This is a genomic window from Streptomyces sp. NPDC043870 (assembly GCF_056435785.1).
Map to the genome: position 1 here is coordinate 211,652 of NZ_JBWKDT010000004.1, position 13,929 is coordinate 225,580.

Genomic DNA, 13,929 nt, shown 5'->3' on the forward strand with positions numbered 1-13,929 from the left:
GGAAGTGGTCGGCCTGTTACGGGACGAGACCACGCCGATGCACCACCTGCTCGAACGCAAGGACGAGCAGGCGTATCGCACAGGAGGGCTCCCGCGATGGACGGGTACTTCGCCAGTCGACTGCATCATCAGCTCCGGGACCGGGTCCGGCACTTCGCGGAAAGTGAGGTCCGTCCGCGGGTTCCCGCCATGGAGGCGGCCCGCACGGTCCACCGCGATCTGTCCCGGCTGATCGCCCGGCAGGGCTGGCTCGGAGCGACCATCAGCAAGGCGCACGGCGGAATGGGTGTCGGCCACCTCGCCAAGACCATCATCATCGAGGAACTTTCCCGGGTCAGCGGCGCGATGGGGGCCATGGTGCAGGCTTCCCAGCTGGGCGCCGCCAAGATAGTCCACTTCGGGAGCGAGGAGCAGAAGAAGACCTGGCTCCCGGCGATCGCGGCGGGCGAGTGCCTGCCCACGATCGCGGTCACCGAGGCCGATTCGGGCGGCCATGTGCTGGGCATGAGCGCCACCGCCGTACGTCACGGCGACGAGTACATCATCAATGGCCAAAAGGTGTACGTCGGCAACAGCCATGTCGGCGATCTGCACGGAGTGGTGGTCCGGACGGGACCGGGTTCCGGTGGACTCACCGCGCTTCTCGTCGAATCCGACCGGCCCGGGTGCCGTACCGGCGAGCAGAAGCCGACGATGGGCCTGCACGGCTTCGGCTTCGGCGAGCTGCTCTTCGACAACTGCCGTGTGCCCGTGGCCAACCGGCTCGGCGAGGAGGGCGACGGGCTCGCCGTGGCGTACTCCTCCAGCGTGCTCTACGGTCGCGCCAACCTCACCGCCGTCTCGCTCGGACTCCATCAGGCGATCCTGGAGGAGACCACGGCGTTCTGCGTCGAGCGCCACCGCTACGGCAAGCCCCTGCACGAACTCCCGTCCATCAAGCTGAAGCTGGGGCAGCTGCAGTCCCGGCTGATGACGGCGCGGCTCGCCGCGTACCACGCGGTGCATCTGCTGGACCAGGGGCTGGCCTGCGACGCCGAGCTGATGAACGCGAAGCTGGTCAATGTCGAGTCCGCCCTCGACTCCGCGCGGAACGCGATGGAGATCCACGCGGCGGCCGGGCTGTTCACCGACCGTGCCATCGAGCGGTATCTGCGCGACGCGCACCACATCTTCGCTCCCGCCGGCACCTCCGACGTCCAGCTGCTGCGGCTGGCCGAGGTCGCTCTCGGCACGCCGAAGGGACAGTGGTCGGAGCGTCTGGCGGACCTCACGCGGTCGGAAGCGTTCGTCTGACCCTGGTGGACGGCGACCCGGTCAGTACGGAGACCGGGACAATGAAGTCCCCGGGGAGCGCCGATGATGCCCCGGGGACGCCCGGCCCGCGTCAGCGCCGGGTGTCCTCACGGCGGTGGATCTGCTCGACCAGTTCCGCCGCGAGCGACTTGATGGTCTCCAGCCCCGGCCGGCCCCAGGCCCGCGGCTCGGTGTCCACCACGCAGATCGTGCCCAGGGCTATGCCCGTACGGTCGATCAGCGGGGCCCCGAGGTAGGAGCGGATGCCGATCTCGTCGACGACCGGATTGCCGGCGAACCGGGGGTAGTCGCAGACGTCCTCCAGGACGAGCGCCTTCCGCCGCACCACGACATGCGGGCAGTAGCCGTGGTCGCGGGCCATGAACCGGCCCACGTCCCCGCCCGCCGCGGCCGCCGCCGCGCCGAGGGCGCTGCCCGAGTGCGTACCCGCCGGAGTGTGCAGCCCCGCGAAGAACTGCCGGTTCTCGTCGATGAAGTTGACCATCGAGAAGGGCGCCCCGGTGACCTCCGCGAGCTTGTGGGCGAATTCGTCGAGGGCCGGGTCGGGCCGGTCGCCCAGCCCCAGCTGGCGCAGCCGCTGCACCCGCACGGGCGCCTCCCGGTCGACGGGTGTCAGCAGCAGATGGCCGGTCGGGTCGTACGTCATGACTGAGCTCCATAGCTCGGCGCCGCTGCCGGTGCCGGGGTGGTGGTGAGCAGATGATGGACGAGGGTGACCAGGGTCTGGATCCCGGAGCCGGCGACACGGGCGTCGCACAGGACGACGGGGACCTCCGGTTCGAGGCCGATCGCCGCCCGCACCTCCTCGGGCTCGTAGCGGTAGGCGTCGTCGAACTCGTTGACGGCGACGACGAATCCGATGCCGCGCCGCTCGAAGAAGTCGACGGCGGAGAAGGAGGCCTCCAGGCGGCGTGTGTCGGCGAGGACGACCGCGCCGAGCGCTCCTTCGGAGAGCTCGTCCCACATGAACCAGAAGCGCTCCTGACCCGGGGTTCCGAAGAGATACAGCACATGGCGGTCGTCGAGGGTGATCCGCCCGAAGTCCATGGCAACCGTGGTGGTGGTCTTGGACTCCACACCCTCCAGGCTGTCGGTCGTGACGCTGACCGTGGTCAGCAGCTCTTCGGTGCTCAGTGGCTCGATCTCGCTGACCGCGCCCACGAGGGTCGTCTTGCCCACCCCGAATCCGCCCGCGACCAGGATCTTGAGCGCGGTGGGGAACACGTCGGAGGGGTCGCGGGTCGCAGGGCTGTGTTCAGAGCCGTCGTCGTAGGCCATCGAGCACTGCCTCCAGCAAGGAACGGTCGGTGGGAGTGTCGTGGAAACGGGGCGCCCGGGCGGTGACCGCCCCACAGTCCACGAGATCGGACAGGAGCACCTTGGTGACGACCGCCGGCAGCCGTAAGTGCGCCGCGATCTCCGCCACCGAGGTCGGTCCGTCGCACAGGCCGAGGGCCAGAGCGTGCTCCGGCCCCAGCGGCCCGTGCGGGACCGCGCCGGTGGCCATCACCAAGGAGAGCAGGTCGAGGGCGGCCGTCGGACGGGTACGGCCGCCGCTCACCGTGTACGGACGGATGAGGCGGCCGGCCGCGTCGTCGATCCAGGGCCCGTCCTTCGGGGCCGGCACGGTCAGTGCCCCGTGACGCTCGGCGCCCCGGCGGGCCGTCTGGCCGGGGTGGCCAGGTACGGCCGTACGCTCTTGACGAGCATCGCCATCTCGTAGCCGAGGACCGCTGCGTCCGCCTCGCGCCCGGCCAGCACGGCGAGACAGGTGCCGGAGCCGGCGGTGGAGACGAAGAGCAGTGTGGAGTCGAGTTCCACCACGACCTGGCGGACCTCTCCTCCGTCCCCGAACCGGGCGCCCGCGCTGCGGCCCAGCGAGTACAGGCCGGAGGCGAGGGCGGCCATGTGGTCGGCGCTGTCGGCGTCGAGGCCGTGCACGGACCTCACCAGGCCGTCGGAGGAGAGCAGAACCGCGTTGCGGGTGTACGGCACCCGCTGGACCAGGCCGCTCAGCAGCCAGTCGAGATCCGAGGAATGGCCGGTCGGCACATCGCTCGCCATGGTGCATCTACTCCTTGTGGGTGTCGTTCAGTTGATGCGGTTCATGTTGATGCGGTTCGTTTCGATGCGCTTCGTCGGTCGCTGTGGGAGCACTCGGGGGCTGGGACTCGGCGAGGCCTATGCCCCGCTGGAAGGCCGCCATGAGACCGGGGTCGTGCAGCGCCTCGTCCTCCTCCTCGGGCCGACGCGGCGCGGGATCGCTGCGAAGTTGGGGCACCAGGTGCTCCTGGGCGCGCCGCTTGGGCAGTTGGGGGCGGCCCATGGTGCCTCGTACGACATGGGCCTCGGCGCCCGCCTGCGGGATGCCGTGCTGAGGAGTTCCGGACTGTGAGACTCCTGGCTGCCGAGTGCCCGGCTGCGGAGTGCCCGCTTGCGCCGGGGGGTGGCCGGCGCCGGGGCGGGCGGCGGCCGGGTTGGGGCGCTCGGGGTGCTCGCCTCGCACCGGGAGCGGCCCGGAGGTACTGCTGTCCACCGACGACGGCTGTTGCTGTTGCTGTTGCTGTTGCTGTTGCTGCTGCTGCTGCTGTTGCTGTTGCGGGATACCCGGCATGCTCGTCGCATACGTGAGCGTGCGCTGCGTGCCGGTGTGCGCCGTGTCGGAAGCGGCGTCGACCGCGGCGTGGGCCGGGGCGCCCACGGGTGCCGCGGCCCGCTCCCGGCCGGCAACTCCGCCCGCCACGGCGGCGGCCGCGACCGGCGGATGGCCCGCGTGCCGCTGGGCGGTTGCCTGTTCCGTCCCGGCGAGGCCGTCGGGTTCGGCGCCGAGCAGCCCCTGCGGCAGTACGAGTACGGCCTGGACGCCTCCGTAGATGTTGGACTGGAGGCGGACCGCGATGCCGTGCCTGCGGGCGAGGGCGGAGACCACGAAGAGTCCGATGCGGCCGTCCTGCAGCAGATGCGCCACATTGACCTGGTCGGGGTCGGCGAGCAGGGCGTTCATCCTGTTCTGCTCGGTGATGGGCATGCCCAGGCCCCGGTCCTCGACCTCAACGGCAAGGCCCGCCGTGACGTGCTGGGCGCGCAGCAGGACCGTCGTGTGCGGCGCGGAGAACAGGGTGGCGTTCTCCACCAGTTCGGCGAGGAGGTGGATGACGTCCGCGACGGCGTGCCCGCGCAGGGTGCCGTCGATGGGCGGCACCAGTTTGACCCGGGGGTACTGCTCCACCTCGGCGATCGAAGAGCGCAGGACCTCGGTCAGGGTGACCGGGTTGGACCACTGCCGCCGGGAGATGGCGCCGCCGAGGACCGCCAGGTTCTCGGCGTGCCTGCGGATGCGGGTGGCGAGGTGGTCGACGTGGAAGAGCCCCTTGAGCAGCTCGGGGTCCTCGACCTCGTTCTCCAGCTCGTCGAGGAGCTGGATCTCGCGGTGCACGAGGGACTGCAGCCGACGGGCCAGATTGACGAAGACTTCGACTTTCTGTTCGTTCCCGACGCTGCTGGAGAGCCGGGAGGCCTGCACCACAGCGGCCACGGCGGCGTCGTAGGACCGGCCCAGCTCCTGGGCGAGCAGATCGAACTCGTCCCCGCCGGAGGCGGCGACCGGCAGATTGTCGCGGGCCGGCGGGCGTTCTCCGCGCCGCAGACCGTCGACGACTGCACGCAGCTCCGCCTGGCCGCGCGCGCTGGAACGGCGCAGGCTGTGGCAGCGGTCGAGGACGGATCTGGCGGCGCGATCGGCGCCCAGTGCTGCCGCCACCACGGCGATGGCGGCGAGGGCAGCGGAGCCGGCAAGCGCGACCCACAGGGCGGCTGAGGGCCGCACCGAGGCGGAACGGATCGTGAAGAGCACCGCTGCGGCGCCGCTGAGTGACACGACGACGGCGGGCAGCACTGCGGTGCGCAGCAGTTGGGGGCGGATACGGGCTTCGGAAGGTGGCGGCGTGGACTGCGGCCGGCCCGCGGTGGAGAGGGAGCGGGCCCCTGACCGGCCGTGCCGCCCGCCCTCGCGGCGGTCCGGCCGCGCGGCGGGTGCGCGAAGTTGAGACATCAGCGTCCTTGGTACGTGGCCCAGGATTCGGTGTACCGATCGGTGTGCAGCGGCGCGACGGTTTGATGAGCCCACCGTTGATCACCGACCACACACGGTAGTCGTCAACCGTTCATGTCCGGTGGGCAGTTGACAAACTTCCCCATCGAGCGTCCCGCTCTGGTATGAGGCCTCGCACGGCAGGCCGAAATTGCTGCCTTGACGGGCGGGGGGAGTGCCCGGGTACGTCACGATCCTTTGCTTCAGCGAGCACGCACGGATCGCCAGACGTGCGTTGACGTCCGTCCGGGAACTCATGGTCCGGCTGCCGGCACGACTCGGCGGGCCGGACGAGCCGCCGTCCTGGAGCGGGCCCTGGCCACCACGGGCGCGATGCGTCGGCAGAGCGTCGCGGCTGACCACGCTCCTGGCGTGGGGCGTACACAGAGCTGCACTCCGCGCAGGCGCACGCGGCCGCGCCGCTCCCGGCGCCCGGCGCTACGCGGTCGGCGCGGCCTCCGGAGTGCCACTGTCCGCCGGAGTGCCGCTGTCCGCGGCCGGGGCGTCCGCGGCACCGGTTGCCGCCGGGGCCACGAGCCCCTCGGTGACGGCACCGGGCACCGCAGCCCCGGCGACGGGCGCATGGGCGACGGCCCGCCACCACGGGGCGGCCGGGATCAGTTCGGCCGTGGGCTCGAAGGGCTCTCCGGGACGCGGCAGCGCGATCCGCTGGCCCGCCTCGGCCGCCGCGGTGATCGTCCCCTCCCCCGGCTCCTCCCAGGGGTGGATGGCAAGATTGAACGTGGCCCAGTGGATCGGCAGCATCACTCCGGACGGCCGGCCGCCCTGAAGATCCAAATGCGCGTTCATACCCTCGGCCGGGGTCATGTGGATGTCCGGCCAGTACTCGCTGTACGCGCCGATCTGGATCATGGTCGCGTCGAACGGGCCGTGCTCGGCGCCGATTTCCTTGAAGCCGGGGAAGTATCCGGTGTCCCCGCTGTGGTAGACCCGGTGGCCCGAGGGTCCTTCGACGACCCAGGACGCCCAGAGCGTGTGCTGCTGATTGCGCAGGCCCCGGCCGCAGAAGTGCCGGGCCGGAGTGGCGGTCAGCCGCAGGCCGCCCAGCTCCGTCGACTCGTTCCAGTCCAGCTCGCGCAGGCGTCCTTCGGAAACGCCCCAGCGCTCCAGATGGGCACCGACGCCGAGCGGCACCACGAAGACGGTGTCCGTGGCGGCCAGCTGGCGGATCGTGGGCAGATCGAGGTGGTCGTAGTGGTCGTGGGAGATCACCACGACATCGACCGGGCCGAGCGACGCGAGCGGCAGCGGCACCGGGTGCAGCCGCTTGGGCCCGACGAAGGCGAAGGGAGAGCATCGCTGCCCCCAGACCGGATCGAACAGCACCCGTCGGCCGTCGATCTCGGCGAGGACGCTGGAATGTCCCGTCCAGGTGAGACGCAGCCCCGAGGCGGGGGGCTTGGCGAGGTCGCTGAGCGTGGTGGTGTGGAGGGGTACGGGGGCGGCGGGGGCGCGGCGCCTGCGCGCCTCCTTCTGGAAGTAGATCTTCGCGAATTCGAGGGTGGACCCCGATGGCCTGGTCCTGGCCCCGAGCGGGTTCTGGAACACCCCGTCGGCGAAGTTCGGCGAGCGGCGGATCCGCTCCATCCGCTCCCCTGCGGGATCGGCCCCGAAGGCGGCGGGTCGCAGCGATCGCAGCCTGGAGCGCAGCGGATGCGGGGAAGCAGCGCCGGTCACGGCACCTCCTGTGAACTTCGGGTCGTTCCATTATGGGCAGGGCGTCGGAACGTGAGGGCGCGTGACCCCACGGCATCCGCAACGAACGGAGCGGGAGAAAAATGCCGGGGGTGGCCGGCGGATTCCGGGAAACGCCCGGGAGATCCCGGGAAACGCCCGGGGATCCGGGAACACGCGCAGGAGGATCCGGGAAAACGCCCAGGGGATGTCACATCCGGGACCTGCCGTCCGTCGTACGCGTGCAAGACCGCAACGACTCGACGACCGAGGAGCCCGTCATGGCCCGTATCTCCCTCACCCCGCCCCGCACGCTCTTCTACCGCGCCACGGAGTGGTACTCGAAGCGGACGTACGGAAAGGTCCTGGAACCGGCGAAGGCGCTGGGCCACAACCCGAAGGTGCTGCGCGCCGACCTCCGCTTCGAGCTGGCCGTCGGAAAGTGGAACCAGCTGGACGCCGACCTCAAGGCGCTGGCCGTGATGGCGTCGGCCGCCTCGATCGGCTGCAGCTGGTGCATGGACTTCGGCCACTGGGAGAACCAGCAGCGTGGCATGGACGTACGCAAGCTGCGCGAGGTGCCGGCATGGCGCGACAGCGACGCCTACACCCCGCTGGAGCGCGACGTGATGGAGTACGCGGAGGCGATGACCGCGAATCCGCCGGTGGTCACGGACGAGCTGGCCGGGCGGCTGGTCACGGCACTCGGCGAGGCGGCGTACGTCGAGCTGACCGCGATGGTGGCGGTGGAGAACCTGCGCTCGCGGATGAACGCCGCACTCGGCCTCACCAGCCAGGGCTTCAAGGACCACTGCGAGCTGCCCCAGCGGGAGGCTGCGAGCCAGGCGGACCGGTCCGCCTCCCGCTGAATCACGGTTGCGGTCTCCTCCTGAGCACCTGCTGAGTCGCTGCCGTATTGCCTCCCGGACCCGAAGTCGCTGGTGGGTCCGGGGCTGCCCCGTCGCGGGGCGAGCGCCGGCGCCCTTCCGCGGGCGCCTGCACTCCGCCGCGGGCGCCTGTGCTCTTCCGCGGGCGTCGGCGTTGACACTGCGTGACCGCCTCCAGATACTGACCTACTGTTCAGTTCGTCGCCATGTCCGGAGGCGACGCGATCGGCGGGCGCACCGCCGGCCCCGAGGAGTCCACACGATGCCCCACCCCGCCCCCCTGATCTCGCTGACCTGGACTGACCATGTCACCGGCCGCCAGGGCCATCTCGTCGTCGACCGCCTCGTGCGCGGGGTGTCCAGCGGCGGGCTGCGGATGCGGGAGGGCTGCACGCTCGACGAGGTGGCCGGGCTGGCGCGGGGCATGACCATGAAGGAGGCGCTGCACTACCGCGCCGACGATCCGACGGTCCGCTACGTTCCGCTCGGCGGGGCGAAGGGCGGCATCGACTGCGATCCGCGGGACCCGGAGGCGTACGGCATCCTCGTCCGCTACCTGCGGGCGATGCGCCCGTACATCGAGAGCGTCTGGGCCACCGGCGAGGACCTCGGCCTCACCCAGGACCTCGTCGACAAGGCGGTCGCGGAGGCCGGGCTCGTCTCGTCCGTACAGGCCGTGTATCCGTTGCTCGACGGCGAGGCGGCGGCGCGGCAGCGGCTGGCCGACGCGTTCGCCGTCGAGGTCGACGGCATCGGTCTCGACGAGCTGGTGGGCGGCTGTGGGGTCGCCGAGTCGGTGCTCGCGGCGCTCGACAGGGCGGGCGTCGGCCACGCTGGGATCCGGGTCTCCGTGCAGGGCTTTGGCACCATGGGCGGAGCGACCGCGCGCTTCCTGTCCCGGGCGGGGCTGAGGATCGTCGCCGTGGCCGACATCAAGGGGACGATCGCCAATCCGGACGGCCTGGACGTGGAGGCCCTGCTCGCCGCGCGCGACGCGTACGGGACGGTGGACCGCGCGGCGCTGCGGCCGGGCGACACCGAGCTGTCCGGCGACGCTTGGCTGTCCGCCGACGCGGAGGTGCTGGTTCCCGCGGCCGTCTCGTACGCCGTCGACTCCGCCAACCAAGCGCTGGTCAGGGCGCGCTGGATCGTCGAGGCCGCCAACATGCCGGTCCTGCCGGACGCCGAGGAGCTGCTCGCCGGTCGCGGCGTCACCGTACTGCCGGACGTCGTCGTGAACTCCGGAACGAACGCGTGGTGGTGGTGGACCCTCTTCGGCGACATCGGCGCGGATGCGGACGAGGCGTTCGCGTACACCCGCCGCTCGATGCGCGACCTGGTCGGCCGGATGCTCGCGCGGGCCGAGGCGGACGGTACGACGCCGCGCGCCGCCGCGCACGCGATCGTGGCCGACCGGCTGCCGGTGATCGCTGAGCGTTTCGGCTGGTACAGCTGAGCGATGCGGCGCGATGCAGTGCGATGCCGTGCGATGCCGTGCGATGCGGCGGTACGGTGCGGGCGCGGCGGACGCCGGTGCGGCCGGCGTCCGCGACCGGCCCGCGCCGGCGAGGCACCGGAGGCCCTGCCTCATCCGGCGGCGGCTGCGTCGTCGTGCCGTCCGAGAGCCCGGACCAGAAGGGGATTGAGGCCGTCCGCCCGCAGACCGGTCCGACGGACGTCCGCAGACTGGGGTCGACGGACGTCCGTCCTTCGTCCACCCGGGTGGTGCGGCCGCCTGCGACGCCCGGGGAGTGCTTCGATGTGAGCATCGTCAGGCATCGTTGCCCGCCCGGAGCCCGACGGTGCCGTCGGCGCGACGATGCCCCGAGCCCGACGATGCCCGGCGCAGGGAGGCCTTATGGGGACGCAGGACATGTCGGTGTGGCGGGTGCGCGGCGAGCCGCTGGTGGCCGGTTCCGGCAGCGGGCCCCTGTACGGCCTGCGGCTTGCGGTGAAGGACGTGCACGCCGTCGCGGGGCACCGGACAGGCGCCGGGAATCCGGCCTGGCTGGCCGAGGCGGAACCGCAGCCCGCACACTCCTGGGCCGTGAGCGCGCTGCTGGCAGCGGGAGCCGATGTGGCCGGGATCGCGCAGACCGACGAGTTCGCCTACAGCCTCAACGGGACGAACGTGCACTACGGCACTCCGCCCAACCCGGCGGCGCCCGGCCGTGTCCCGGGCGGCTCCTCCAGCGGCCCGGCCGCCGCGGTCGCGCTCGGTGAGGCCGACGCCGGCCTCGGAAGCGACACCGCGGGATCCATCCGGGTCCCCTCGTCGTACTGCGGGCTGCACGGCTTTCGGCCGACCCACGGCGCCGTCCCCGTCACCGGGATGCTGCCGCTGGCGCCCTCGTTCGACACCGTCGCCTGGCTCGCCCGGGACGCGGCGACGCTGGCACGGCTGGGCGAGGTGCTCCTTCCCTCCGCCGGGGGTGACGTAGCCCGACGCCCGTTCCGTACGGCCCTGGTGGCCATGGATCTCCTCGGGCTCGCCGACGAGGAGGTGCGGGAAGTCTTCGGGCGGGTGGCGGCGGAGGTCGCGGAACGAGCCGCCCTGCGGATCGAGGAGGTGCCGTCGCTGGGAGGCGATCCGGTGGCCAGGGCTGCGGCCTTCGCCACCGCCCAGGCCGCGGAGGTGTGGGAGTGCGACGGCGCATGGGTGAGCGCGCACCCGGGCACTCTCGGGCCGGGGCTGGAGGCGCGCTTCTCCCGTGCGTCCGCAGTCACGGCGGAGAGGCGGGCCGCCGCCGAACTCGTGATCCACCGGTCCGGCCGCGCGCTGCGAGCGGCCCTCCCCGAGGACACGGTGCTGCTCCTGCCCGCCACCGGCGGGCCGGCACCGCGGATCGACGAATCCCCGGAGCGGAAGGCCGCCACCCGGGACGCCGCCTTCCGCCTCACCTGTCTCGCCAGCACCGCCGGCCTTCCCTGCCTGGTGCTGCCCAGGATGTCGGTGAACGGGCTCCCCGTCGGCTTCGCGGTGGTCGCGGGGCACAGTGCCGACCGTCAACTCCTCGAACTGGGGCTGGAGCTGGGGCAGGGGTGGGGGCAGGAGCAGGGTCAGGGGCCGGGCAGTCGATAGGCCAGGACGGACAGGCTCGGGCAAGATCCTGTACGGGGCCCCTCGCGACGGGGCCGTGTGTAGGGTGACCCGCGTGGCGAGAGTCCGGTTGAGTGTGGCGGAGCGGCAGGAGGAACTGCTGCGGGCCGCCGTCGAGCAGATCCAGGCCCGGGGCGTGGCCTCGTTGCGGATCGCCGATGTCGCCTCGGCCCTGGGGGTGAGCAACGCCCTGGTGCTGTACCACTTCTCGACGAAGGAGAAGCTCGTCGCGGCCGCTTTCAGCTATGCCGCCGAGGGCGATCTCGCGCATCTGCGCAAGCTCCTGGGGCGGCGGACTTCCGCACTGCGACGGCTGCGTACCGCGGTCCGCTGGTACGCACCGACGGGACAGGCCAAAGGGTGGCGACTGTGGATCGAGGGCTGGGCGGCTGCCCTGCGCGAACCCGCTCTGCGCGAGGTGGCCCGCGATCTCGACCAGCAGTGGAAGGCGCAGCTGACCGCGGTCATCGCGGAGGGTGCGGCGGCGGGCGAGTTCCACTGTGAGGATCCCGCGTCGTCGGCCTGGCGGCTGACGGCTCTGCTGGACGGGCTGGCCGTGCAGATGACGTCGTACGGGGGATCCCTCAGCCGTGCTGCCATGCTGGAGTGGACGGACGAGGCGCTCGCCCGTGAACTGGGGCTCGACCGCGAGGCGCTGACACGGCAGAGTGCGTAGCGCACCGAAGGCGCATGGGAGGGGAAGCGGTGTCGGCGCAGCGGACGGATCAGCCGGACCAGGACACACGCGATACCGAGAACGGACAGAACGCACCGGACGAACGGTTCACTCAGGACGCACGGGACGAACCGTTCGCTCAGAACGCGCAGGACGAACCGTTCGCTCAGGACGTGCAAGACGCGCAGGAAGCTCAGGACGCTCAAAGCCCGCGGGACGCATTGGACGTGCTGGTCGTCGGCGGAAGCGGGGTCGACACGGTGGTCCGCGTCGGCTCGCTCCCCGTCCCCCTCGCGGACTCGGTCGGAGTCCCCCCGATCGTGGAGTCGGCAGGCCACAGCGGCGGCAATGTGGCCCTCGGCTGCCGGGCCCTCGGGCTCGGTGTCACGTTCCTGGACTTCATAGGTGAGGACCGGCCGGGCCGGCAGGTCCGTGAGCGGCTCGCCGAGGGCGGCGTGCACTTCGAGCACCTGATCTCCCCTTCCGGTACGCGGCGCGCGGTGAACCTCGTCGACCCGACCGGCCGCAGAATGTCCTTCTACGACGCCCGCGACCCCGCCGATCTGCGCATGCCGCGCGGCTTCTACCTGCCCCATCTGCGGCGGGCCCGGCACGTCCATCTGTCGATCACGAACTTCGCCCGGTTTCTCTACGACGACATCGCCGAGCTCGGCGTGCCCGTCTCGACCGACCTTCACGACTGGGACGGAGTGGAGGACTACCACAGGGAGTTCGCCCTGCGTTCGGACGTGGTCTTCCTCAGCGCGGCGGGTGCCGGTGAGCGGATCGCGTCGGTGATGCGGGAGATCCTGCGGGAGGGGCGGGCGGAGGCGGTCATCGCGACGGCCGGGGCGGGCGGGTCGTATCTGATGACCCGCGCCGGCGGACGCACGCCCCGTCCGGTTCCCGCGACGGTGCCGCCCACGCCGGTGGTGGACTCCAACGGCGCGGGGGACGCGTACGTCTGCGGCTTCCTCCACGGGCGGCTGGCCGGCCGCGGCATAGAGGACTGCGCACGGCTGGGCGCGGTGGCCGGGGCATACGCCTGTACGGGCCAGGGCAGTTCGGCACTGATCGGTGCGGCGGACCTGGCGGCGGCTCAGGTCTGACGAAGCGGTTCGTACACCGATGCGTCGAGTCCGAAGGTCCAGGCGACGCCCTCCTTCGCGGTACGGGTGGTGGGTGGCACCCGCAGCCAGTACGTCTTGTGGGTACCGTCCGGCTCCGGCGTGGAGTTGACCACTTCCACCATCGTCACGTCCTCGTCGTCATCCAGAGCGATACGCCACAGCACGCCGGTCTCGTCGCGGTGTACGGGCCGGGCCTTCGACTCGGAGAGGTAGCGGTCGTAGCCGTAGAACTCGAGCATGACGCGCCGCAGTTCCGCGTTCTCCTCGGTGCGTATGCGCTGCGGGGTCAGCGAGGTCAGTCCGGCGAGGAACTCGGCGGGGACCGGCATTCCGCGCCAGGCGTGCAGCGCGAAGCCGTCGGGGAACGCGAGCGCCGGACCGTCGCCGCGGTCGAGCCGGCCCGCCTCGTCGCGGTGCAGTTCGACGGGGCGCTCGCAGATGACCACGGCCTTCTCGAACGGCCACCACCAGCCCGCGTGTTCGGCCACCTGGGCCAGGCCCTCGAGCCGGTCGCCGCGTCCGTCGAACGCGGCGAGCCAGGCCGCGTCGTGCTGGCCCAGCACCGCATCGAGCAGCACGAGCCGGATGGCGGACCGATCGGTCGCCGTCTCCGGTCCCTCCTCGGCGAGGGCCTCGGCGACGCCCGTGCGTATCCGCTCGGCGAGGGCACGCGTGGTGTCCCACAGCAGGGCGCCGGTCCTTCCCCACAGTTCGGTCCAGCCCGCCGGGCCGAGTTCGTCGTGCACCCGGCGGCGCTCCTCGGCCCAGGGGACGGTCCTGATCTCGTCGCGTACCGAGCGACCGGCGTCCGCCAGCGCCCGCACAGCCGCCACCCCCGCCTTGGGCGAGTCCGCCCACACGAAGCGCTCCGGCGCCACGAGCCCAGCCGTGCGGTAGGCGAGCCGGACCCCTTCCTCCGCCGCAGCCCGGCCCGCCGGACCCGTCGCCGCTGCCACGGCCCGCCACTTGCCCATGTCCTGCATCTGAAGCCCCGTCCCCTGTTCCTGTTGCCTGTTCCCTGTTCTCCTGCTGTGCCC

General features: G+C 71.8%; 13 protein-coding genes. 6 read left to right on the top strand and 7 right to left on the bottom strand.

Annotation, left to right across the window (positions count from 1 at the left end):
* Nucleotides 1-96: 96 nt before the first annotated feature.
* Entirely contained in the window at nucleotides 97-1,293 is a 1,197-nt protein-coding gene (locus AC0699_RS07390) for an acyl-CoA dehydrogenase family protein (protein ID WP_478656795.1), read from the top strand.
* Between the two features lie 91 nt (nucleotides 1,294-1,384).
* Here the strand turns inward: AC0699_RS07390 and AC0699_RS07395 are convergent, their stop codons facing one another.
* From AC0699_RS07395 to AC0699_RS07420, 6 genes are all read right to left on the bottom strand, one after another.
* The gene (locus AC0699_RS07395; RefSeq protein ID WP_478656798.1) at nucleotides 1,385-1,960 is read right to left on the bottom strand and encodes a GAF domain-containing protein; all 576 of its coding nucleotides are present in this window, start codon (nucleotides 1,958-1,960) and stop codon (nucleotides 1,385-1,387) included.
* Nucleotides 1,957-2,592 carry a GTP-binding protein gene (locus AC0699_RS07400; RefSeq protein ID WP_478656801.1) on the bottom strand — a complete coding sequence of 212 codons (636 nt, stop codon included), beginning with the start codon at nucleotides 2,590-2,592 and terminating at the stop codon, nucleotides 1,957-1,959. Before AC0699_RS07400 ends, AC0699_RS07395 begins: the two co-directional genes overlap by 4 nt.
* Nucleotides 2,570-2,941, bottom strand: coding sequence for a DUF742 domain-containing protein (locus tag AC0699_RS07405; RefSeq protein WP_478656804.1), 372 nt, complete (start codon nucleotides 2,939-2,941; stop codon nucleotides 2,570-2,572). The genes AC0699_RS07400 and AC0699_RS07405 overlap by 23 nt, the downstream gene beginning before the upstream one ends.
* Nucleotides 2,942-2,943: 2 nt before the next feature.
* Nucleotides 2,944-3,378, bottom strand: coding sequence for a roadblock/LC7 domain-containing protein (locus AC0699_RS07410; RefSeq protein WP_478656807.1), 435 nt, complete (start codon nucleotides 3,376-3,378; stop codon nucleotides 2,944-2,946).
* 7 nt (nucleotides 3,379-3,385) lie between these two features.
* Nucleotides 3,386-5,365, bottom strand: coding sequence for a sensor histidine kinase (locus AC0699_RS07415; RefSeq protein ID WP_478656810.1), 1,980 nt, complete (start codon nucleotides 5,363-5,365; stop codon nucleotides 3,386-3,388).
* A 477-nt stretch (nucleotides 5,366-5,842) separates the two neighbouring features.
* Complete coding sequence (locus AC0699_RS07420; protein WP_478656813.1) at nucleotides 5,843-7,102, bottom strand: MBL fold metallo-hydrolase; 1,260 nt, start codon at nucleotides 7,100-7,102, stop codon at nucleotides 5,843-5,845.
* Between the two features lie 239 nt (nucleotides 7,103-7,341).
* On the opposite strand from AC0699_RS07420, the gene AC0699_RS07425 reads away from it, so the two are divergent.
* The 5 genes from AC0699_RS07425 (at nucleotide 7,342) to AC0699_RS07445 (ending at nucleotide 12,871) form a co-directional block, all read left to right on the top strand.
* The gene (locus AC0699_RS07425; RefSeq protein WP_478656816.1) at nucleotides 7,342-7,968 is read left to right on the top strand and encodes a carboxymuconolactone decarboxylase family protein; all 627 of its coding nucleotides are present in this window, start codon (nucleotides 7,342-7,344) and stop codon (nucleotides 7,966-7,968) included.
* Between the two features lie 280 nt (nucleotides 7,969-8,248).
* Nucleotides 8,249-9,442, top strand: a complete 1,194-nt coding sequence (locus AC0699_RS07430; RefSeq protein ID WP_478656819.1) for a glutamate dehydrogenase — start codon at nucleotides 8,249-8,251, stop codon at nucleotides 9,440-9,442.
* A gap of 402 nt (nucleotides 9,443-9,844) precedes the next feature.
* Nucleotides 9,845-11,068, top strand: a complete 1,224-nt coding sequence (locus AC0699_RS07435; protein WP_478656822.1) for an amidase — start codon at nucleotides 9,845-9,847, stop codon at nucleotides 11,066-11,068.
* 73 nt (nucleotides 11,069-11,141) lie between these two features.
* Nucleotides 11,142-11,762, top strand: coding sequence for a TetR/AcrR family transcriptional regulator (locus AC0699_RS07440; protein ID WP_478656825.1), 621 nt, complete (start codon nucleotides 11,142-11,144; stop codon nucleotides 11,760-11,762).
* Nucleotides 11,763-11,992: 230 nt separating this feature from the next.
* Nucleotides 11,993-12,871, top strand: coding sequence for a carbohydrate kinase family protein (locus tag AC0699_RS07445; protein WP_478657204.1), 879 nt, complete (start codon nucleotides 11,993-11,995; stop codon nucleotides 12,869-12,871).
* Here AC0699_RS07445 and AC0699_RS07450 read toward each other — a convergent pair.
* Nucleotides 12,862-13,875 carry a DUF6745 domain-containing protein gene (locus AC0699_RS07450; protein ID WP_478656828.1) on the bottom strand — a complete coding sequence of 338 codons (1,014 nt, stop codon included), beginning with the start codon at nucleotides 13,873-13,875 and terminating at the stop codon, nucleotides 12,862-12,864. The genes AC0699_RS07445 and AC0699_RS07450 overlap by 10 nt on opposite strands.
* Between the last annotated feature and the right edge of the window lie 54 nt (nucleotides 13,876-13,929).